Raw genomic sequence first — 22,094 nt, 5'->3', positions numbered from 1 at the left:
GAAAGTATTAGTGATAGGAAGCATAAATATGGATTATGTTTACACAGTAAAGGAACTACCTAGAAAAGGAGAGACTCTTTTAGTAGAGACTTTTATAGAAAATCCAGGAGGAAAAGGTGCTAATCAGGCGGTAGCGGCAAAGAGACTTGGTGCAGAGGTTACAATGATAGGTGCTATTGGGAAAGATATAGTAGGTAATAAATTAAAAGAAAATCTAGAAAAAGAAGGTATAAATGTTAAAAACGTTAAAAAGGTTGATTTCCCATCTGGTAATGCTATGATTACAGTTGATCAAAATGGAAACAATACGATTTTGGTTTATCCTGGTGCAAACCTTCATATTGAGAAGGAGGATATTGACAGATGTGAAGGGATTATTAAAGATAACGATTTTATCATATTACAACTGGAGATATCTATAGATACTGTGCTGCAGGCTGCAAAACTAGGAAAAAAGAATAACAAAAAGGTGATTTTAAATCCTGCTCCTGCAAAAGATTTACCAGAAGAAATCTATCAATACATTGATTATATTACCCCTAATGAAACAGAACTAACGGCTATGACTGGTATAGAGGATATTGAATTAGCAGCAAGAGAATTAATAAAAAAAGGCGCAAAAAATGTTGTGGTTACTTTAGGAGAGGAAGGTTGTTATTTCCTTGGAAAAGAGGAACTAAAGGTGCCTAGCTTTAAAGTAGAAGCTATAGATACCACCGCAGCAGGAGATTCCTTTAACGCTGCCTTGGCGATAGCCTTAGGAGAAGGTAAAGAGATAGAAGAAGCATTAAAATTTTGCAATGCTGTTGGAGCAATATCTACCACCAAAAGAGGAGCACAGACTTCCTTACCCTTTATTACTGAAGTGAAAAATTTCTATAAATAAATTCAATTTAGATGAGAAAAGGATAGAAAAATTTTATAATAATATAATAAAGGGATGACATAATACATAGGAAAGAATATGTTATAATATATATTAAATTAAAGCTTGTCATAAAGGGGAGATTTCTGTGATTTATTTAGATAATGCAGCTACATCCTTTCCAAAGCCAGAGATTGTATATGAAGCTGTTCTAAACAACATGAAAAATTACGGTGCTAATCCTGGTCGATCAGGCCATAAATTAGCGTTAGAAGCAGGAAGAACTATATATAAAGGTAGAGAATTGGTTTGCAGGTTATTTAATATAGACGATCCTATGCAGATTATTTTTGTATCTAATGCTACAGATGCATTAAATTTAGCTATAAAAGGAGTGTTAAATCAGGGAGATCATGTTATTACCACCAGCATGGAACATAACTCTGTATTAAGGCCTATAAAAGCAATGGAAGCCAATGGAGTAGAAAATACTATTGTTCAATGTGATAATAGAGGAGTGCTAGATCCTCAGCTTATAAGAGAAGCTATAAAAACCAATACAAAGCTGATTGTTACAACCCATGCTTCAAATGTAACAGGAACCATTATGCCTATTGAAGAAATTGGGGAAATAGCTAAGAAACATGGTATTTTGTTTTTAGTAGATGCTGCTCAAACCGCAGGAGTATATGATATAGATGTTGAAAAATTTCACATAGATCTTTTGGCTACTGCGGGACATAAAGGTTTAATGGGACCGCAGGGGACAGGAATACTCTATATAAAAGAAGGTGTTGAGGTAAGACATTTTAAAGAGGGAGGAACTGGAAGCAAATCCCAGGAATTATTACAGCCGCTGATGTTGCCTGATCGATATGAAAGCGGAACGCCGAATACTCCAGGCATAGCAGGATTAGCGGCAGGAATTGAATTTATATTAGAAGAGGGTTTAGATAAAATTAGGAAGCATGAGGAGGGACTTACTCAATATTTTATTGAAGGGTTAAAGAAAATTCCTGAAATAAAAATATATGGAGTACAGGATGCAGCAAAACAAGCGGCGGTTATCTCTATCAATATTGGAGATGAGGATTCTTCGGAAATAGGCTATGTTTTAGATAAGGTGTTTGATATAGGTGTGAGACCGGGGTTACATTGTGCCCCTATGGCCCATAAAACTATAGAAACCTTTGAGCAGGGGACAGTGCGGTTTAGCATTGGATACTTTACAAAAAAAGAAGAGATTAATGCTGCGCTAGAGGCATTAAAAAATATCTGTGAACAATTGTAAAAAAGGTAGTGTTTTAAGAGGGAGCTTAAAGGTTTATCCAAGTGAATAGAGTATAAATAGAGTATAAATAGAGAGAAGCGATGCTTCTCTTTTTTGCTGTAAAAGAAACATAATAAAATAAAGAGTTGAGAGGGAAAAATTACATGATGTTATTTTGAAAATTAAGAAGGGAAACTATAAAAGATTGTAGAATATTATTAAACTGCACTTCTAATTAATTTATACAAAATTTATTACTAGAATTATGAAATAGCTATCGAGGGGAGAATGAATATGCAGTCGATTTTATCTATTATAGATACTTACTCTTTAACCTTTATTTTTACTAGTTTAGTTATGAACTTATTTTTAATCATCTTATTAGTCATTAATTATAGCATGGTATCTAATCTAAAGGATAAATATAAGCGTCTAGTAAAAGGTACGAGTGGAAAGAACATAGAAAGTGTTTTAATGGAACATATTGATAAAGTAGAAGAGGTTCAAGAGGAATTCAAAGACCTGCATTCTAAGCTAGATATAATAGAAAACCGTATAAGTTTTTCTATTCAAAAAGTAGGAATTGTTCGTTATAATGCATTTAATGATGTAGGAAGTGATTTAAGTTACTCGATCGCCCTATTAGATGGTAATAACAATGGTATTGTTCTAACAGGCATTCACGGAAGAACAGAAACAATTTCCTATGCAAAACCTATTAAAGAGGGAAAATCCAATTACAATCTTTCGGTAGAAGAATTACAAGCTTTAGATAGAGCTAAATCCAATGACTTAGACAAAGCCAAAATAAAAGGTGCTAGAAGTAATAAAGATCAGGGGTAGGTGAAAAATTTGTCCTATCTATTATGCGGTGTCTATTTATAGAAGAGGGAGTCTTAGCAATATACTGAAGAATAAATAAAAAAAGATTTCTTAGAATGAAATCAACACCTTTTTGGCATAATAATCCAAGGAGGTGTTTTTTTGAAAAGGATAGCTATACAGGAAAATTTAGAGGAAATAAAAGCTGCTTTAATAGATAAAGGCTATGAGGTTGTTGGGTTTAAAGATCAAGGTTATATTGATGCCATTGTTTATACCGACGACTATGGAGGTTTAAAAAATGTAAATGATTCTGGCGAGACAAATAATTATGGTGCTGTATTAATTAATGCTAACAGCAAATCAATAGAGGAGATACAGTATATCATAGAAACAAGAAGATATGGAAGTTTGTTTAGTTAGAGACAGTTCTCTTTAGTCAATAAACCTCTATACAAACTTAAAGCTATGTAAATATAGGTCTCAATACGTTAATTTCAATACACAGGGTTCTATGGTTTCACCCTTAATGTATTCAAATTTATGAGCACATATCCATAAACAAGAATATGAGACTTTTTCAACAACCTGAATATTTACATAGCTTTATTTTTTTCACAAATAAATTTAGTTTTAAGTAAAGATCATGATAATAATTTTTCTTTGTTGATTTTCCAAATAGAAAACTTGATTCCCTCTGCTATAGCATCTGCCATTTTCATCACCAACTGCAACCTTGTATTTTGAAGAATCATATACTCCATATAGCCACCTAAATTAACTATTCCCATGATATGAAGATTTCCAACAGAAGGTAATCGCTTATTTACGCCAGCTCCGGGGGTCAAAGGACCTTCACCTATTGTTATACATCCAACCCTATCCACTCTACCTAAACAAGCATCAATAGCTATAATAAAAGGATTTTTACAGGTTTTATTAATTAAATTAATATACTCTTGTAGATTTTTTGCGTGGACAGGTTCAGCGAGGGTTCCATAGACATAAATATGATCATGTCTTGATAAAGGACGCTCCAGCTTATGACCAACAAGAGGACCCAAAGCATCTCCTGTGGAACGATCTGTTCCAATACACAGAAAAACAAGCTCATTATAGGAGGAAGTATAGTATTTACTTATATGTTTAATAAATAAACTGCTAAAATCTAAAGAAGCCAAGTTACTATTAATATGAATTGAATTAGAATCTTCTACAGGGTTTAAAGACACGTTCTTTCCTCCTTAGGGAATTTATAGTTAGAGTTTGCCCTAAAAAAATATATTCAATACCAATTTATTACGAATAACCCCCATATATGAAAAAATATAATGACTTTGAGGGGGGGATTTTATGACAAGAAAAAAATCTATAAGTACTTTAGCAAGTGTCTACATTGGCACTGTTATAGGTGCAGGATTTGCATCAGGGCAAGAAATATTGCAATTCTTTGGAAAACAGGGGATGTCTGGTATACTAGGGGTAGGGCTTTCAACCCTTCTCTTGGCGGTTATTGCATCAAAAGTACTCAAAAAAGTTTATAGACAAAGAATCCGTAACTTCGAAGAGTTTGGAGCCTATTACTTTTCAAAAAGGATTTTAACTTGGATTAATTTGATATTAGCTTTTTTACTGTTAGTTGGATACTTTGTGATGTTGGCAGGAAGTGGAGCGATAGTGAATGAACATTTTGGTTTTCCTGCTATCTATGGAATAATAGTTATGTCTTTATTGAGCTTTATAGTTTTTAACTTTGGAGTTAATGGTATTGCTAAAGCCAATAATCTTATTGTGCCTTTATTGATTGGGGTTATTTTTGTTGTGACATTTTTTGTTGTAACAAACAATCGATTTTTTTTTAGCAACTTAAATGCAGAAATTTTCTTAAGCTTTGATTCTATAAAACTATTTGGAACAGAAATAACTATAAAAAATATGATCCAAATAAAAACTGGCTGGATATGGTCGGCTTTTGTATATGCATCTCATAACAGTATAGGTGCTACGGTGGTAATGACATCTTTGTTACCCCTCATTTATGATGAAAGAGCAGCTGAATATGGAGGTATACTTGGAGCATTGGTGCTTGGTTTTATGGCTTCATTAATTCTATTATGTCTTTTGATTTTATATACCGATATTATAGGATTAGAGGTTCCTATGGTGGCTATAGCTCATTCTATAGGAAACATATATAAGCAAATCTATAGCTTGATTTTATTGTTAGCAATGTTTACCACTGCCATAGCAAATGGATATGCATGCATATTGAGATTTTCTTATATGACCGGATGGCGAGAGGGCTTAGTAACGATAATAATTTGTTTCATTGCTATACCTTTAGCAACATTAGGTTTCAAAAACTTAGTTTCGTTTTTTTATCCTTTGTTTGGATATTTAGGATTTCTATTTATAGGAACCATTCTAGTAAAACGTTAAAAATCTGTGGGTTCTTTAGAAAAGGAAAAAGGATTTCTTAAATATATGAGGAATAAGGTAAGAAGAAAAAGATACATTTGTTTCCCGTGAAACAGGAGGTGTGATGTGAATAACAAAAGAAAAGTTTTTGTTCTATTAATAGTAATCATGTTAATTTTGATTGGGCCCAGATTAATCAAGCAAGTGAAAAGTGTTTTAACAACTGTAGAAAAAGAGTTTTATTTATTACAGGAAATAGAAACAGGACATGAGGATGATTTAATTTATAAAAAATTAGATTCTGGTCTAGTTCAGTATTGGGATGGGATTTTATATTTTTATGATATGACAGGAAAACAAAAATGGCATACCTATATAGGTATTGTTAATCCTATTATCAAAACTAATTCAAATAGTGTTTATATGTTGGACAATGATAAAAACCAATTAATCCGTATAGGAAAAAATGGAGAGATTGTATATAGATACACAATAGAAGGTGCTTTGGCAAACTTTGAAGTCTGTGAAGAAAATTATGTTATACTACAATATTTTTCACAAAAAAATATTACCAATTTAAAAATATTAAATAAAGAAGGAAGAGAACATAATAATATTTTATTAACTGAAGGAGAGGTTATAAACATATCTATATCTAAAACCCATAATTATATAGGTATCAATACGTTAGTAACAAATAATGTATTAGAAAGTCGTCTTCTCACCTACAATATTGATGGACAATTGATAGGATCAAATAATTTAGAGGAGCAATTTGTACTAGGTTTTTTATACGATTCAAAAGGGAATATGATTGTTGTCAAGGAAGAAGAAGTTTTTAGTATCAATAAAAGCAATAGGGTTATATGGAGTGTATTTCTAGATAAAATTAAACTTTTTAAAGGGTTTTTAACGGAGCATATGGTTTTATATAGTGATGAATCTGGGAAAAATCCCCTTATCCATACAAAGGAAGGGGAAGAGATGAAAGTGCTACAATATAATGGTAAAGTAATAGGTGAATCTCAAATAGATGGAAAAGTGAATGGGTTAGATATTCACGAGGAAGCAATTGTTTTTTATTCTCCTAGAACCATCTATTTTTTAGATAAAAGAGGAAACTTAGAAGTGGAATATAAATACTCCAGTGATATAGAAGAAATTTTTGTTTTCTCTAAGGGACATTTAGTGATAGTAACTAAAGGAAAGTTATCTTTTATGAAAATGAGTGAGGGATAGAAAGAGGGGTTTATATGAAATGGTTTGATTTGTTGATACTCCTTATATTGGGGTTGAGTAGTTTAAGCGGTTATAAAAGAGGGTTTATATTAACTTTATTTAGTTTAGGAAGCTATATTATAGCTTTTATCACAGCAAAAACCTATTATCCTTTATTAGCCCAATGGATTAGGAAGTCTCCTTATATTTTTGAAGGTGTTCAAGGTTTTGTTGGGAAAAATATTAAACTTCATTTACCAGAAATCATGGAGTCGAATGTAGAAGGGTTTTCAAAACTTCCTAACTTATTAGAAAACTATTTATACAGAGAGATTTCTTTGGAGACCTATGCTAATCAAACAATGGAAGTTGTAAAGGGACATATTGTAGATGTGTTGGTTACCTTTTTTATTAATATGATTAGTATGATTATTTTGTTTATTGTGGTGAGAACCCTCATTCAGTTGATAGGACATGTGGTGAATCAAATTTTTGAGTTACCCGTACTGCGTACAGTAAATAATTTAGGCGGAGGAGTAGCTGGTTTTATTAGAGGTTTCATTTTTGTGGTTGTTGCTATATTGATTATGACACCAATAGCCATGACGAATCTAGAGGGAGTTATGGCTAAGGGGATGCAGGAGTCAACGCTATTACCAATACTATCGCAGCATGTTCTTTCCTATTTATTAGAATGGTTGTAGAGGAAGATGTATGATATAATTATATAGGCTTCTGAAGAAGCCTTGTTTATAGATATACGCATTTAGACTTAAATTTTAAGAGAACATCTATACACAAAAATAAAAGATAATTTAAATTAATAAAGGTGGTTTACATGGCATATAAAGCGTTATATAGAAGGTTTCGACCTCAGATATTTGAAGATGTTATAGGACAAAGTTCAATCACAACTACATTAAAAAATCAAATTAAGTCCTCAAATATATCTCATGCCTATTTATTTTCTGGAACAAGAGGTACAGGTAAAACCTCTACAGCAAAAATTTTTGCCAGAGGAGTGAACTGTTTAAATCCCCAGAATTATAATCCATGTAATGAATGTGAGGTATGTAAAGGAATCTTAACAGAAAATATAATGGATGTAATAGAAATTGATGCTGCATCCAATAATGGTGTAGATCATATCAGAGAGCTAAGAGAAAATGTAAAATATCCTCCCTCTAAAGGAAGATATAAGGTATATATTATTGATGAGGTACATATGTTAAGCAGCGGTGCCTTTAATGCTCTTTTAAAGACATTAGAAGAGCCTCCTAACCACGTTATTTTCATTTTAGCTACTACAGACCCGCAAAAGCTTCCTGCAACTATTTTGTCCAGATGCCAAAGGTTTGATTTTAAAGCAGTTACCACACAAGACATGCTAAAAAGACTTAAAGATATCTGTGATGCATTAGGGGTAGAGACGGAGGATAAAGCTCTAAGGATGATCGCCATTAATGCAGGTGGCGCATTAAGAGATGCTTTGAGTATTTTAGAACAATGTATTTCTTTTACTGATGGTAAACTTACGGAAGAAGAGGTAATAGATACTTTAGGAATTGTTAATTATGAAATTTTATTCGCATTAGTTGAAGCCATTGCTGAAAAAAACACATCTAAAGCAATTTCTTTAGTGCAAACAGTGGTTGGAGAGGGAAAAGATATCCAACAATTAATAAAGGATTTAATTCATTATTTTAGAAATCTTATGATGGCAAAAATGGAGGTTCAACTAGAAGAGCTCTTAAGTATGTCTAATGAGGTGCTAGATCAACTAAAGCAGCAGAGCAAAAGATTTAAAACGAAAGATATTACTGAAGCCATTTACACCTTATCTGACATAGAAGTCAAGGCGAAATATGCAGCACATCCCAGAATTCTATTAGAAGTAGGAATTGTTGCTTTATGTCAAGAGGAGGAAGAAATCTCTACAGAGAGATTAGTAGAAAGAATTCATCGATTAGAAAAAATAGTGGCATCACCTCCACCAAGAAATATTTACGAAAAATCTATTGAAAGCAATATCTCCAAGAAAAAACAAGATATAGCGCTAGTAGATGAAAAGGAAGAGATGTTATCGGTGGTTCCTCAAGAGGAATATGCATCAGAAGCATCCAAGGCGGAAGAGATAGAAGGTGACTTAGTGAATCCTCCAGATTTTTCTACTATAGAAGGTCAATGGCAGGAGGTAAAAGATGCTATAAAAAGAGATAAAAAAGCTCAAGTTGAGGCAATCCTTAAAGAAGGGGAGCTAGAGACTATAAAAGGACATACTTTAATTATTAGCTTTAAAGATGGTTATGGGTTTCATAGAGAAACCCTTGACAAAGAAAAGAATAAAGAATATATTGCTAGTGTTATAGAAAAAGTTACAGGTCAAAAACTAAAACTATCCTTTATAATGGCTTATGAAGCAACTGAGAAAGAGAAAAATAGCGAAGAAGATATTTTTGTTGAAAAATTAAAAAAATCGGTACCAGAAGGTCTTCTAGAGGTTTTTGATGAATAATAAATAGTAGAAGACTTAAGCTATAATAAGAGAAAAAGAATTGAAGGAGGAAAAAATTATGGGTAAAAAAGGTTTCCAAGGAATGGGTGGAATGCCTAATATGAATAACATGATCAAACAAGCACAAAAAATGCAAAAACAAATGCAGGAGATACAGGAAGAGGTAGAGAAAAAAGAAGTCGAAGCCAGTGCTGGTGGAGGAGCGGTTGTTGTTAAAATGACTGGTAAGAAAGAAATTGTCAACATAGATATAAAACCAGAGGTAGTGGATCCTGAGGATGTAGAAATGCTTCAGGACTTAATCATGGCAGCAGTAAACGAAGCTATACGTTCTGCTGAAGAAATGGTTAGCAAGGAAATGTCTAAAGTAACAGGAAATATGAATATGCCAGGACTATTTTAGTGAATACACTCTAATGATGAATATAGAAGGTGACTTTAAATGAATTATTACTCAACCCCTATTGCCAGATTAATAGAAGAGTTTACAAAACTTCCTGGGATAGGTAGAAAATCTGCCCAACGATTGGCCTTTCATGTTATAGGGCTGCCTATTGAAGAGGTGGAGATGCTGGCGAGTGCTATTAATGAGGCAAAACTAAGTGTAAAATACTGTAACATATGCACCAATCTAACGGATAGAGAGACTTGTAACATTTGTAACGATAAAAAAAGAGATCGATCTATTATCTGTGTTGTAGAGGATCCTAGGGATGTTGTTGCGATGGAAAAAACTAAAGAGTTTCATGGCTATTATCATGTGCTTCATGGTGTTATATCTCCATTAGAAGGAATAGGACCTGAAGAGATAAAAATTAAAGAATTGCTAGGAAGACTTACAGAAAATGAAGTGAAAGAAATTGTTTTAGCTACAAACCCTAACATCGAAGGAGAAGCAACTGCTATGTATTTAGCAAAGCTTCTAAAGCCTATGGGAATCAAAGTATCAAGAATTGCTTATGGAATTCCAGTGGGTGGAGATTTGGAATACGCTGACGAAATTACTCTTTCAAAAGCCCTTGAGGGAAGAAGAGAGCTGTAAAAAATTATTTGCGGAGATATATTTATAATTTTAAATCATGGTTAAAGAGGTAAGACTACCTCTTTAACCATGATTTTTATTTTTTCTCCTTCACTACAACATTCATTAGCTTTATTGAAAACCCTTATGTTTTACACATTTAAATCACAAAAAAAGCATAGTATTATATAGAGTGATAAATTCTCAAGTTTTATAGGAATATGTATAAATCCAAGAAAAATGGATAACATTACAGATATAAACTGGAGGGGGGGTTGTAATGATGAAAGAGAAAAACCAAATTAAAAAAAAAGAAGGCGTGTTGGATGGAATATCTGGAGTTATAAATGAGTTATACAGTAAAATACAACATATTCAGGAACCGGAAAAGGATGAAAAACAAGAATTTATAGAAATTGTGAAGCAAGCTCGTGAGGAATGGGAAAATGCAGAAAAAACTTTTCACAATGTATCAGAACCAGATTTAATAGACTATGCGATCTACAATGTTGAGGCTACTAAGGCAAAATATATCTATCTATTAAAACAGGCTAAGGAACTAGGAATCAAAACTAACTTTTATTAGGACAGCTTGTCATATTATCTATAGTGATATTATATAATATAAGGAGTAGTATATGTACTACTCCTTACTTCTTTCAAAAAAAGAAGAGGAATACTTTTTTATATAAAAAAGTAGTATAATTTATTTGAGGTTATAGCTTATTTGGCATATTATATATATAAGGCAAATATAGCTTTTTTTTAAATATTTAATAAAAGGTGGGAATTCATAATGGGTTTTGAATTAAGTATTATATTAGCCTATGCTTTTGGATTAATTTTACTTTATATTGTAGGATGGGTTTTGTTAGTACCATTAAAGTTTATTATAAGATTAATCTGGAATGGGGTTATCGGAGGTGTATTGCTATTTTTGGTAAATCTAGTAGGTGCTGCTTGGGGGATAGGTATTGTAATTAACCCTATTACTGCTATCGTTGCAGGATTTTTAGGAGTGCCAGGTGTAATCCTATTACTATTACTGCAGTACATTTTATAGTTTTGCTAAATTACTAACCAACTCAACTATAGTTTTTTATGAAAAACATATCATTGTTTTCTAAAATGATATATAATATTATAGGAATTAGAACAAAGTTTTTCTTTGGAAAAATTAAAGGATGATTTTCGGCGAAATAAGTAAGTGAAAATTATAATTTATTCACAACTGCAAGATGTTTATAATTTTTTATTGGTTATAAACAATGTATATCGGAGGAACTCAAGAGGAAAGGTGAACATTATGAAAATCGGTCCTAGGACCATTAAAACAGGGTTAGCTGTTGCCTTGACATTATTTGTGTCTAATATAATTGGGATAGAAAGTCCTTTTTATGCAGTAATAGCAGCGATTATCGTGATGCAGCCCACTGTATCAGATTCATGGAAAACAGGGGTGTATAGAATGTTAGGCACCATTACTGGAGCTGTAATAGGTGCAATTTTTGTCAGTATTTCTCCAGGTAATCCAATATTGGCAGGATTGGGGATTATTGCTATTATTTTAGTAATGAATAAGCTCCACTGGAGGGAATCCATATCCATAGGTAGTGTTGTTTTTATTGGTATTTTTTTAAATGCCGACACGAAATATGTTAGTTACTCTCTTCACAGATTGTTAGATACTTCTGTTGGAATAATTGTTGCAGTAGCAATCAATTATATGATTTATCCACCAACCTATGATGAAAAGATTATCGATGAAACAAAGCAAATTTCTAAAAATATTCTAAAATATACTACAAGATCACTACAAATGCTTTTAAAGGAAAAGGAAGAAAATATTGATTTGTTAGAAGAGCAAATTCAAGAAATAGAAAAAGAATTAGATGTATCGGAGAAATTTTTAGAATTACAGAAGAAGGAAGAACGGGTAAAATTTCAAGGGGATGTCACCTACAAGGAGATGTTAATGGCAATAAATTTGGAAAAAGAAACTTTTCACCATCTGCGCAACATGCAGAATGTTTTACAGAAAGGTATAAACAAAGAAGTGGTAAACCTTATTAAAGAAGATGTTTTTAAAATCAATTGTGCCTTGAAGCAGTTACATGAAGAGGAAAATGAGCTATGTGAATTATACAAGCATGATAATGAAAATCCTTTAAATTTAAATTATATTATTCAAGACATTAAAAAAGCAAAGATTGCTTTGAAAAACAACGAAAATATCAATAGTTATCCAACAGATGAGGTTGTAAAAATGCTGGTATTTTTATATAATCTTGAAGAATCTCTATTAAAATTCAATATGATCATCAGTTGTTAAGCATCGAAACTTTCGAGTGCTTCTTTTTTTAGTGAGAGAAATGATAGAAAAGACGAAGGAAAACCAATATTTAAATAGAATATGTAAATAATACATAGAAAAATAAGTGCTTTTGAAAACCTGGATAAATCATAAGATTCATCTAAGTTAGAAAAAAGTTTGCTTACAATTTGTTTTGAAGAAAAACTTTGTTTTAACCTATATACCAATAAAAAGAGTGTAGGATTTTGGTGGAGAAAAAGTAAGAAAAGGTTGCATTATTAAGGGGGATAAAGAAAGATGTTTCAAAACAATAAAAATAACAGTGATATTAGTAAAAACTTAAAGATGATAGACTTTTTAAAATGTGAGCTTTTAAATACAGTAGCTTTATTATTTGAGACAATGATAAAAGGATTAAAAAATAGTCAAGAATTAGTACTAGAATGTTTAGTAAATATTCTTTTAGTAACCTACACTTTAGGAAAAAGAATGGGCTTTGATTATAAACTGTTAGATAAAAAACTGGAAGAAAAAATAAAAATAAGTATATTAGAGGAGCATCATTTAGAAAAATGGTATGGAGACTTATCAAGTCTCAATGAACACTTGAACAATCATGGTAAATAATTAGGCAGGAGTGATTTTTTCGTGAATGAACGTAGTAATAAAAAAGCATTAATTGAATCAGCTTTAATGGCAACAATTACGTCCTTTTTTGTATTAGGCACATTCCATATTCCTCTTCTAGCTGTTCTGTTGGCTGTGCTTCCAGTACCTTTTATTATTTTATCTATTAGACATGGTACAAGGTATACGATTTTATCTTTAATTATTGTAAGTTTACTTATTGGTCTTCTAACCGGAATTTTTTATACAGTTTTTGTATTTATTATCTTTGCTCCGATTGCTTTGGCGATGGGATATGCCATTAGAAGAAGAAAAAAACCTTATGAAGTGATTGGTTTTGGGACAGCCGCCTCTGTTCTTTCTGTGTTCTTCTTACTACAGGTGATAGGTATTGCCAGTGGTATAAATATTATTGACGAAATCGCTATTATCATAGGAGAAGTAATGGATCATCAGATGGAAATGTTAACTGCCATGAATATAAATGCGGTAGATGTTAATGAAGCAATAAACTATATTTTGATGATTTTACCAGCTTTGATAATTATACAATCTATGATGGGGGCCTTTATTAACTACTATTTAACAGCAGCAGTAATCAATCGTTTCCGATTTATGGATCACTCTTTAGGGGAATTTAGTGATTTTAAACTTCCAGCAAACATTATTTTAGGATCCTTTACTATTTTTATCTTATCCATGATGACAAGGTATATAGAAGGATTGCAGCATATCAGTTTAATTGCCAATGTCACTATTATTTTTGTGGTATTATTCTTTTTACAGGGTATCACTTTTATAAGCTATTTGTTAAAGAAAGCAAAAGTACCTAAGTCTATTAGAATAGTTCTAATAATATTATTAGTGATAATTAGTCCTCTTATGACGCTGGTGGCGATTATAGGATTAATAGATGCATTACTGGATATACGAAGAGTTAGGACAAAGGAATAACTATGATTTTGTGGGAGGCAAACACACATGAGAAATTCTAGGTTTTTTAGAATGTTGGTGCCGGACACACGAATATATATTTTTATTATTGCCGTGTTAATTGCCGTGATTTCTATTTATAATCATATTATCGGCATAATAGGTATATTTTTATTAACTTATTTGATTTATTATAATTTAAAAACCACCAATATTCGTAGAGAAGAATGGACCCAATACATAGAAGGATTGTCATCAGATATAGACTCCGCTACAAAACAATCTATCTTAAATATGCCAATCCCTTTAACCATGGTAGAAATTGATGGGACAATAAAATGGTATAATAGGAAGTTTCTAGAGATGATTGGAACACAAGGAATATTAGAAAAAGACATTCAAGATATTGTGCCTGGATTTGATTTGCAAAATATTTTAAAGAAGGATGCAGAAGTAATAAAAAAGGCAAACATTAACAGTAGAAGCTTCAGGGTATTGTATAATATTATAAAATCAGGAAAAGATCCGGTATCCAACTATGTTATTATGCTCTATTGGATTGAAGATACTAATTATGAGCTTCTAAAGAAACGGTATAATGAAGAAAAGCTAGTGGTAGCTTTAATACAGATTGATAACTACGATGAAGTGATGCAAAGTGCTGAGGATGCAAATCGACCTTTGGTTATTGCAGAAATTGATCATAAGTTAAATCTATGGGGAAATCGTATTAACGGCATTACAAGAAAATATGCTAATGACAGATTTATTGTAGTTTTTGAAAAACAGCATTTAGAAAAATTAGAAACGAAAAAATTTGATATCTTAGATGAAATCAGGGAAATCAATGTGGGAAATAAAATACCTATTACTTTAAGTATAGGCATTGGAACAGACGGGAAAAATGCTTTGGAAAGTTTTGAGTTTGCCAATGGAGCAATGGATTTATCTCTAGGGAGAGGGGGAGACCAAACTACAGTTAAAAGAAATGACAAAATTAGCTTCTATGGTGGAAAAACCAAGGCGGTTGAAAAAAGAACAAAAGTAAAGGCCCGAGTTATTGCTTATGCATTAAGACAACTCATTGAGCAATGTGACAAGGTTTTTGTAATGGGACATAAATATTCTGATTTAGATGCTTTGGGTTCTGCTATGGGAATCTATCGAGCTGCTAAAAATAGAGGGAGAGATGCTTATATTGTATTAAACGGCAACAATCCTGCTATTAATTGTCTGTATGATAAGATACTAGAAAAAGATGAATATAAAAAGAGCCTTATTCATTGTGACGAGGCGAAACAAAGAGTAGATGGCAATTCTCTAGTAGTTGTAGTGGATACCCATCGACCAAACTTCACTGAGTGTCCAGAGTTATTAAAGCAAACCGATAGGATTGTTGTCATAGACCATCACAGAAGAGGAACAGAGTTTATTGAAAACACGGTTTTAACCTATCATGAAACCTATGTATCTTCCACTAGTGAAATGGTAACGGAAATTCTATCCTATATTGATGATAAAATTAATATAGAATTAATAGAGGCAGAAGCACTATTGGCGGGGATCGCCATTGATACCAAAAACTTCACCTTCAAAACCGGGGTAAGAACCTTTGAAGCAGCAGCTTTACTACGAAGAGCTGGTGCTGACACTACTTCGGTAAAGCAGCTATTCCAAGATGACTTAAGTATGGTTATAGCTAAGGCTGAGGTAGTGAAGCGGGCGAAGGTTATTAAAGAGGCAGTTGCTATCTCTACTTGTGAGGTAAATATAGAAGGCTCTCAGTTGGTTGCTGCCCAAGCCGCTGACGAACTTTTAAACATTAAAGGAATTAGAGCATCCTTTGTTTTAGGAAAAAATGATGATACAATGATATTTATAAGCGGAAGATCCATGGGAGATATCAATGTGCAGGTTATATTAGAAAAGCTTGGAGGCGGAGGTCACTTAACTGTTGCTGGAGCCCAGCTAGAAGGAGTTACCATGGAAGAAGCAAAAGAAACACTACAAAAACTAATAGAAGAATACTTAGACGAGGGGGAAGAATAATATGAAGGTTATTTTACTTCAGGACGTTAAAGGACAAGGAAAAAAAGGAGAAATTGTTAATGTTAGTGATGGGTATGCTAGAAATTTTCTATTTCCTAAAAATCTAGCAACAGAAGCGACTACTGGAAACATGAAGACCTTGGAACAACAAAATAAAGCAAAGAAGCTAAAGAAAGAACAAGAATTAGATAAAGCAAAGAAACTAGCAGCAGAAATTGAAAAGCTTACCGTAGAAATAAAGGCAAAAGCAGGAGAAGGAGGGAGGTTATTTGGTTCAGTAACCTCTAAAGATATTATTGAAGCAGTAGAAAAAAATCATAAAATGAAATTGGATAAGAAAAAGCTCGTTTTACCGGATCCAATAAGAGAGCTAGGGGTAAAGCATTTAGAGATGAAGGTATATCCTGGCGTGGTTGCTAAACTAAGAGTTCAAGTCATAGAAGAGTAGAGAATAAGGGTTGGAGAAATTCTCCAACCCTTATTTGGGAGGAATAAGTATGGAGGGAATGAATACATTTAAAGTACCACCCCACAGCATAGAAGCAGAACAATCGGTTTTGGGAGCTATGCTGATGGGTAAGGGGTCCATCATTGTGGTTTTAGAAATTTTGAAGCCCCAAGATTTTTATAAAGAGGCGCATAGGGAGATTTTTGAATCGATCTTTGATATCTTTAACAGAGAAGAACCAGTAGATTTAATTACGTTAACAGAAGAATTGAAAAAAAGAGGAACCTTGGATGCTATTGGAGGCATCCCTTATATTAATAGCTTATCAGAGGGGGTACCCATCACTGCCAACGTAAAATACTATGCTGATATTGTAGAGGAAAAAGCAACGCTTAGAAGATTGATTAAATCCTCTGAGGATATCATACAAATGAGTTTTAACACTGAGATGGAAGTACCTGAGGTGCTGGAGCTGGCACAAAAGCATATTTATGATATTTCACAGGGCAGATATCAAGAAGGTTTTACTCCAATTAAAACGGTACTATCAGATACCTTTGACAAGATAGAAGAACTATACGAAAACAAAACTACCATTACTGGACTAACCACAGGATTTGCAGATTTAGATAAAAAGCTAAGTGGATTTCATAATTCTGACTTAGTTTTAGTAGCAGCGAGACCTGCTATGGGGAAATCTGCATTTTCCCTTAACTTAGCTCAAAATGCTGCCATTAAAGCATCTGCTTCTGTAGCTATTTTCAGCTTGGAGATGTCAAAAGAACAGCTGATGCTAAGGATGTTGGCGTCTGAGTCTATGGTAAGTCTGAACAAAATACAACATGGTAATCTAAATGAAGAGGAATGGACGAAGCTTGCTGGAGCCATGCTTCCCCTATCTCAATCTAAGATATATTTTGATGATACAGCTGGTATTAGTATCACTGAAATGCGTTCAAAGTGTAGACGATTAAAGATGGAGTCAGGTCTTGACCTAGTGCTGGTGGATTACCTTCAGTTAATGCAAGGGGATGGAAGAACAGAAAATCGTCAACAGGAGATATCTGCAATTTCTAGAAATCTAAAGATCATGGCAAAGGAGCTGGATTGTCCAGTTATAGCATTATCTCAGTTATCTCGTGCTCCGGAGTTAAGATCAGATCATAGACCAATTTTATCAGATTTAAGAGAATCAGGGGCCATTGAGCAGGATGCAGACTTAGTTATGTTTTTATATAGAGATGAATATTATGACCCTGATAGTGAGAAAAAAAATGTTGCAGAAGTAATTATAGCAAAGCATCGTCATGGTGAAACAGGATCCATTGAACTCTTTTGGTCAGGAGACCATCAAAGGTTTTTGGATTATGAAAAGTATAGGGCAGAATAATCCTTAGAGGCGGAGGATATAAATGGTAATTGCAAGGGGGAAATTAACTTGTATCACAGAGCTTCAGAGAAAGCAAGTAGATAATATGCAGTGGTGGGGGCAACATAAGGACCCATTATTTAATAGCTATAACTTTCCTATTATGAATGAAATGGAAAGAGAATACTGGTATCGAAATAAAAAATATACCCTTACTAAAAGGTGCTTTGGCGTTTGTAATTTAGAAGGTAGGTTCGTTGGGTATATTGCCTTAAGAAATATTCGATGGGTGAGGAAAATCAGTGAACTAGGTATTGTTTTTGATCCAAACTATTTAGACAAGGGTTACGGTACTGATAGTTTGAAAAGCTTTCTAAAGTATTATTTTGAAAATATGAAAATGAAACAATTGGATTTGAAGGTAGCGTTGTTTAACAATAGAGCAGAAAAGTGTTATGAAAAATGTGGATTTAAATTAAAAGAAATAAAATATGATTCTTTTGAAGATCAAGAATTTCCAGTTTTTCAAGAAGATAATCTAATGAAGTATCGTAACTTTTTTAAAAAAGAGGGAAACTTGTTATTATGTAATTATAAACATATGTATATTACAAAAGAAATGTATTTAGAAAACAAATAACAAACTTATCCACAATATCCACCGAACACATGTGCATAGGTGGGGGAAAATGTGGATAAAACAGTGGGTTTTTAAAAAAAACCCACATAACAGTTGATAAAAAACGTAAAAAATGGTAACATTAAGTAACATATAAGTGAAATAAGTGATTAAAATAAGTAGAGAATCAATATATTTCCTAACAGATTCTATTGTGGATTCGTAGGAATTGAAGGAGGAATAGGAATGGTTAAAATTACAGAAGACATGACCATCATGGATGTATTAAGACAAGACCGAGAAACAGCAGAAATCTTTATGAAGTATGGGCTTCATTGTCTTGGTTGTCCTGGTGCTACAATGGAAAGCATCGGCGATGCTGGTAAGGTGCATGGAATTGATGTAAGCAAACTAGTTGAAGATTTAAACAAACATTTTGCATCAAAAGCTTAATAATAACAAAAAATGAAGTCTAGGTATTCTTTACCTAGGCTTTTGATTTTGAAGAAATAATTATCGAATGTTAAAATTGTTTTAAAAAATAAGATTCGTATAATAATTGACTAAAATGGATGTTTATGATAACATTAATATTATTTGTTCGATACATGCAGAACGTTTTTTAGAATCAGCAGAATATCATATGTTCTCTGGAAATATGAATAAGTTAGTATTCTAAAGGTGGTTATACCAAAAGTAGGAAATAAATCTAGTTTACTTAAATCTGTTGATTTCTTCTTTGTTTCATAAATATCTATCTTTTAATCTTTTAATGGAAAGATTAATAAAAAATACAAAGATATGAGGTGGGAAAAAATGCCATCAGTTGTTGTTATAGGAGCCCAATGGGGTGATGAAGGTAAAGGAAAGATTATTGATTACTTAGCAGGCAAGGCCCATGTAGTTGTCAGGGCACAGGGAGGAAATAATGCCGGACATACAGTAATTGTAGAGGATAAAAAATATGCATTTCATTTAATGCCATCTGGCGTCCTGTACAAGGAGAAGTTAAATGTTATTGCAAATGGTGTAGTATTTGATCCAGAAGGATTTTTAAAGGAGGTTGAAGTTTTAGAAGGACAAGGTATAGATACTTCTAATATCAAAATAGATGAAAGAGTGCATGTTATTTTCCCATATCATAAGAAAATAGATGCTTTAGAAGAAGAAGCTAGAGGAGAAGCACAAATAGGGACTACAAAAAAAGGAATTGGCCCCTGTTATATGGATAAAATAGAGCGTTCAGGAATAAGATTAGGAGAAATGATTGATCAAGAAACTTTTAAAGAACGATTATTTCATCAAGTAGATAGAAAAAATAGTATTATAGAAAAGATATATAGTGGTGAAGGTTTTAATAAAGAAGAAATATATGAAACTTATTGTGAGTATGTAGAAAAAATAAAGAAGTATGTAGCAGATACTACCATTTTGGTACATGACGCATTAGAGGAAGAAAAAAAGGTGTTATTTGAAGGCGCACAAGGAACTCTATTGGATATTGATTTGGGCACTTATCCATACGTAACTTCATCTCATCCCACATCAGGGGGGTTCTGTGTAGGTGCAGGAGTAGGACCTAACAGGTTGGACGAGATTATGGGAGTAGTGAAGGCTTATACTACTAGAGTAGGCTTAGGACCTTTCCCTACAGAGGAAGACAATGAAACAGGGGATTTAATTAGAAAAAAAGGAAATGAATTTGGTACTACCACAGGAAGACCAAGAAGATGTGGTTGGTTTGATGGCGTAATGGTGAAGTATACTGCTAGGGTCAATGGGCTAACAGGTATTTCTTTAATGCTTTTAGATGTGTTAAGTGGTTTTGAAAAGATTAAGATATGTACAGGCTATGAGCTAGAAGGAAAAGTACTTCAACACTTCCCTGCTAATATCAAAACACTAGGCAAATGCAAACCAATTTATGAGGAAGTAGATGGATGGCAAGAGGACATTACAAAGGTTGATAAATATGAAGATTTGCCGGAAAATGCAAAGAATTATATAGCTAAAATAGAAGCATATGTAGGATTACCGGTGAAAATTGTATCCGTTGGACCAAAGAGAAATCAGACAATTGTAAGGGAAACTATCTTTTAAAAAGTAGAAGCACTTTTTCCAAAAAGTGCTTTTATCTTTTTTCGACAAAAACTGTTGACACCTGATGAAATTTATATTATTATATATAACTGTGGGCATAACAAGACCCATTAGCTCAGTCGGTAGAGCACCTGACTTTTAATCAGGGTGTCCCGCGTTCGAGTCGCGGATGGGTCACCATTTTTTATTTTTGATAAAGCTTTCGGCAATTCTTGGTGTAAAGGAATACTGGGTTTTGCTGAAATTATTGGCCCCTTGGTCAAGCGGTCAAGACACCGCCCTTTCACGGCGGTAACAGGGGTTCGATTCCCCTAGGGGTCACCAATACATAAAAAGTCCTTATACTCAATAAGTATAAGGACTTTTTATGTAGCTGTTCACTTTTATACTTTAATTTTAATATACAAGGTCTTGGTTTCGATCCTTGGATGAAATAAGTAGCTAAGGACTGTAAATATAGCCTTTAGCATATTAAAATTCAGCGGGGAACATCTATAAGCAAAGTTAAAGTTAAACTTTAAGATTAGCATTTTATTCCCATCTTAAATCTTTGCCGTAAAACTTCAGCATTGTAAACTTTGAAAAAAGACGGGAACATATTCTATCGTCATACCTTTCACCGATATCCAAAGGGGTTAGATTAGTTGAAATAATTGTCTTTTTATTGGCTAAAAGGCGGCTGTTAATGATGTTAAAGAGTTCGCTATTGGTGAAAGTGTTGGTCATTTCTGTTCCTAAATCATCTATAATCAGAAGGTCTGCTTCAAACAATAGTTGAGCTTTTTCTTTATCATTAGAATTATGAAAACGAAGATCTTCTAATACTTCCAATAGTTTGAAAGATGTCTGGTATACTACTACCTTCCCCTTATCTAGCAAGGCTTTTGCAATACAGTTGGCTAAAAAGGTTTTTCCTGAACCTGTAGCACCATAAAAAAGAAGATTTTCTTCATTATCGCTGTCAAAGTTAAAGACAAAGCCTTCACAGGTATTAAGAATATGAAGCATATTTTCTCTAGGGGTCTTTCCCTGATTTTGAAAAGTTTCATCACTAAACAAACTGATATTGAAAGTATGAAAATTTTCCTTTTTTAGAACGTTAGAGAGATTAGACATAGCGTAGGTATGATTAATAAGCTGCTGCCTGAAGCAGCTGCATTTCTCTCCCTTTGACAAAAAACCTGTGTCTCTACACTGCTCACAATCAAACTGGTCTTCTAAAAATTCCAAGGGAATGTTGTTTTCTGTTAATAAAAAGGCTTTTTGTTGTCTAAGCTTTTCTAAAGATGTTTTTAGCTCCTGTAAAACTACTTCAGGGTTGTTATCTTCATTAAGCAGGGCTTTAGATAGGGTAAGCCCCATCTTTCGAATCTCATCGTCTATTCCTCTTATTTCAGGAACCTTATAATACACCTCTTGAATTCGCTTTTCCTTTTGTTCCTTGTTTCTATCTCTTTTTCTCTCATATTGTTTTAATATATCTCTTATTAACTGATTTTTCATAGA

General features: G+C 33.0%; 23 protein-coding genes and 2 tRNA genes. 23 read left to right on the top strand and 2 right to left on the bottom strand.

What is annotated here, in order from left to right; all coding sequences use genetic code 11:
- Positions 1–10 precede the first annotated feature (10 nt).
- From rbsK to CHB72_RS13515, 4 genes are all read left to right on the top strand, one after another.
- On the top strand, positions 11–886 hold the full coding sequence (gene rbsK / locus CHB72_RS13530; RefSeq protein ID WP_278277840.1) for a ribokinase: 876 nt from the start codon (positions 11–13) through the stop codon (positions 884–886).
- A gap of 127 nt (positions 887–1,013) precedes the next feature.
- The gene (locus CHB72_RS13525) at positions 1,014–2,156 is read left to right on the top strand and encodes an aminotransferase class V-fold PLP-dependent enzyme (protein WP_089283410.1); all 1,143 of its coding nucleotides are present in this window, start codon (positions 1,014–1,016) and stop codon (positions 2,154–2,156) included.
- A 273-nt stretch (positions 2,157–2,429) separates the two neighbouring features.
- On the top strand, positions 2,430–2,978 hold the full coding sequence (locus tag CHB72_RS13520) for a DUF4446 family protein (RefSeq protein WP_089283409.1): 549 nt from the start codon (positions 2,430–2,432) through the stop codon (positions 2,976–2,978).
- A 141-nt stretch (positions 2,979–3,119) separates the two neighbouring features.
- Positions 3,120–3,380: a YkuS family protein gene (locus CHB72_RS13515; RefSeq protein ID WP_089283408.1), complete on the top strand. Its 261-nt coding sequence runs from the start codon at positions 3,120–3,122 to the stop codon at positions 3,378–3,380.
- Between the two features lie 221 nt (positions 3,381–3,601).
- Here CHB72_RS13515 and yyaC read toward each other — a convergent pair whose 3' ends face one another.
- On the bottom strand, positions 3,602–4,189 hold the full coding sequence (gene yyaC / locus CHB72_RS13510; RefSeq protein ID WP_089283407.1) for a spore protease YyaC: 588 nt from the start codon (positions 4,187–4,189) through the stop codon (positions 3,602–3,604).
- Positions 4,190–4,310: 121 nt separating this feature from the next.
- Here yyaC and CHB72_RS13505 point away from each other — a divergent pair, with 121 nt between their 5' ends.
- The 19 genes from CHB72_RS13505 to CHB72_RS13415 all read left to right on the top strand — a co-directional run bounded on the left by CHB72_RS13505 (position 4,311) and on the right by CHB72_RS13415 (position 20,912).
- Positions 4,311–5,396: a YkvI family membrane protein gene (locus tag CHB72_RS13505; protein WP_089283406.1), complete on the top strand. Its 1,086-nt coding sequence runs from the start codon at positions 4,311–4,313 to the stop codon at positions 5,394–5,396.
- Positions 5,397–5,501: 105 nt separating this feature from the next.
- Positions 5,502–6,614 (top strand): DUF5711 family protein, encoded by a 1,113-nt coding sequence (locus CHB72_RS13500; RefSeq protein ID WP_089283405.1) that lies wholly within the window; start codon positions 5,502–5,504, stop codon positions 6,612–6,614.
- Positions 6,615–6,628: 14 nt separating this feature from the next.
- Positions 6,629–7,297 (top strand): CvpA family protein, encoded by a 669-nt coding sequence (locus CHB72_RS13495; protein ID WP_089283404.1) that lies wholly within the window; start codon positions 6,629–6,631, stop codon positions 7,295–7,297.
- Positions 7,298–7,431: 134 nt separating this feature from the next.
- The gene (gene dnaX / locus CHB72_RS13490; RefSeq protein ID WP_089283403.1) at positions 7,432–9,108 is read left to right on the top strand and encodes a DNA polymerase III subunit gamma/tau; all 1,677 of its coding nucleotides are present in this window, start codon (positions 7,432–7,434) and stop codon (positions 9,106–9,108) included.
- A gap of 58 nt (positions 9,109–9,166) precedes the next feature.
- Complete coding sequence (locus CHB72_RS13485; protein ID WP_089283402.1) at positions 9,167–9,511, top strand: YbaB/EbfC family nucleoid-associated protein; 345 nt, start codon at positions 9,167–9,169, stop codon at positions 9,509–9,511.
- 39 nt (positions 9,512–9,550) lie between these two features.
- Positions 9,551–10,150: a recombination mediator RecR gene (recR, locus tag CHB72_RS13480; protein ID WP_089283401.1), complete on the top strand. Its 600-nt coding sequence runs from the start codon at positions 9,551–9,553 to the stop codon at positions 10,148–10,150.
- Between the two features lie 259 nt (positions 10,151–10,409).
- Positions 10,410–10,715: a YaaL family protein gene (locus tag CHB72_RS13475; protein ID WP_242975129.1), complete on the top strand. Its 306-nt coding sequence runs from the start codon at positions 10,410–10,412 to the stop codon at positions 10,713–10,715.
- 210 nt (positions 10,716–10,925) lie between these two features.
- Positions 10,926–11,192, top strand: a complete 267-nt coding sequence (locus CHB72_RS13470) for a pro-sigmaK processing inhibitor BofA family protein (protein ID WP_089283400.1) — start codon at positions 10,926–10,928, stop codon at positions 11,190–11,192.
- Positions 11,193–11,435: 243 nt separating this feature from the next.
- On the top strand, positions 11,436–12,461 hold the full coding sequence (locus CHB72_RS13465) for an FUSC family protein (protein WP_089283399.1): 1,026 nt from the start codon (positions 11,436–11,438) through the stop codon (positions 12,459–12,461).
- Positions 12,462–12,740: 279 nt separating this feature from the next.
- Positions 12,741–13,070 carry a MazG-like family protein gene (locus tag CHB72_RS13460; RefSeq protein ID WP_089283398.1) on the top strand — a complete coding sequence of 110 codons (330 nt, stop codon included), beginning with the start codon at positions 12,741–12,743 and terminating at the stop codon, positions 13,068–13,070.
- A 21-nt stretch (positions 13,071–13,091) separates the two neighbouring features.
- The gene (locus CHB72_RS13455) at positions 13,092–14,024 is read left to right on the top strand and encodes a DUF2232 domain-containing protein (protein ID WP_089283397.1); all 933 of its coding nucleotides are present in this window, start codon (positions 13,092–13,094) and stop codon (positions 14,022–14,024) included.
- Positions 14,025–14,051: 27 nt separating this feature from the next.
- Positions 14,052–16,052, top strand: coding sequence for a DHH family phosphoesterase (locus CHB72_RS13450; protein ID WP_089283396.1), 2,001 nt, complete (start codon positions 14,052–14,054; stop codon positions 16,050–16,052).
- Between the two features lies 1 nt (position 16,053).
- Positions 16,054–16,500 (top strand): 50S ribosomal protein L9, encoded by a 447-nt coding sequence (gene rplI / locus CHB72_RS13445; protein ID WP_089283395.1) that lies wholly within the window; start codon positions 16,054–16,056, stop codon positions 16,498–16,500.
- Positions 16,501–16,549: 49 nt separating this feature from the next.
- The gene (dnaB, locus tag CHB72_RS13440; protein ID WP_089283394.1) at positions 16,550–17,890 is read left to right on the top strand and encodes a replicative DNA helicase; all 1,341 of its coding nucleotides are present in this window, start codon (positions 16,550–16,552) and stop codon (positions 17,888–17,890) included.
- A gap of 22 nt (positions 17,891–17,912) precedes the next feature.
- A complete protein-coding gene (locus tag CHB72_RS13435) occupies positions 17,913–18,509 on the top strand; it encodes a GNAT family N-acetyltransferase (protein ID WP_089283393.1) in 597 nt (198 codons plus the stop codon).
- A gap of 225 nt (positions 18,510–18,734) precedes the next feature.
- Positions 18,735–18,941 (top strand): DUF1858 domain-containing protein, encoded by a 207-nt coding sequence (locus CHB72_RS13430; RefSeq protein WP_089283392.1) that lies wholly within the window; start codon positions 18,735–18,737, stop codon positions 18,939–18,941.
- Positions 18,942–19,304: 363 nt separating this feature from the next.
- The gene (locus tag CHB72_RS13425) at positions 19,305–20,588 is read left to right on the top strand and encodes an adenylosuccinate synthase (RefSeq protein WP_089283391.1); all 1,284 of its coding nucleotides are present in this window, start codon (positions 19,305–19,307) and stop codon (positions 20,586–20,588) included.
- A gap of 104 nt (positions 20,589–20,692) precedes the next feature.
- Positions 20,693–20,768, top strand: a tRNA-Lys gene (locus tag CHB72_RS13420).
- A 69-nt stretch (positions 20,769–20,837) separates the two neighbouring features.
- Positions 20,838–20,912 (top strand) — tRNA-Glu (locus CHB72_RS13415).
- 207 nt (positions 20,913–21,119) lie between these two features.
- Here the strand turns inward: CHB72_RS13415 and CHB72_RS13410 are convergent.
- Complete coding sequence (locus CHB72_RS13410) at positions 21,120–22,091, bottom strand: ATP-binding protein (RefSeq protein WP_089283390.1); 972 nt, start codon at positions 22,089–22,091, stop codon at positions 21,120–21,122.
- Positions 22,092–22,094: the final 3 nt, after the last annotated feature.

This window comes from Anaerovirgula multivorans (assembly GCF_900188145.1).
Classification (GTDB): Bacteria; Bacillota; Clostridia; order Peptostreptococcales; family Natronincolaceae; genus Anaerovirgula; species Anaerovirgula multivorans.
Note: the sequence above shows the minus strand (reverse complement) of the source record. Positions and strands in the feature narration are given on the sequence as shown.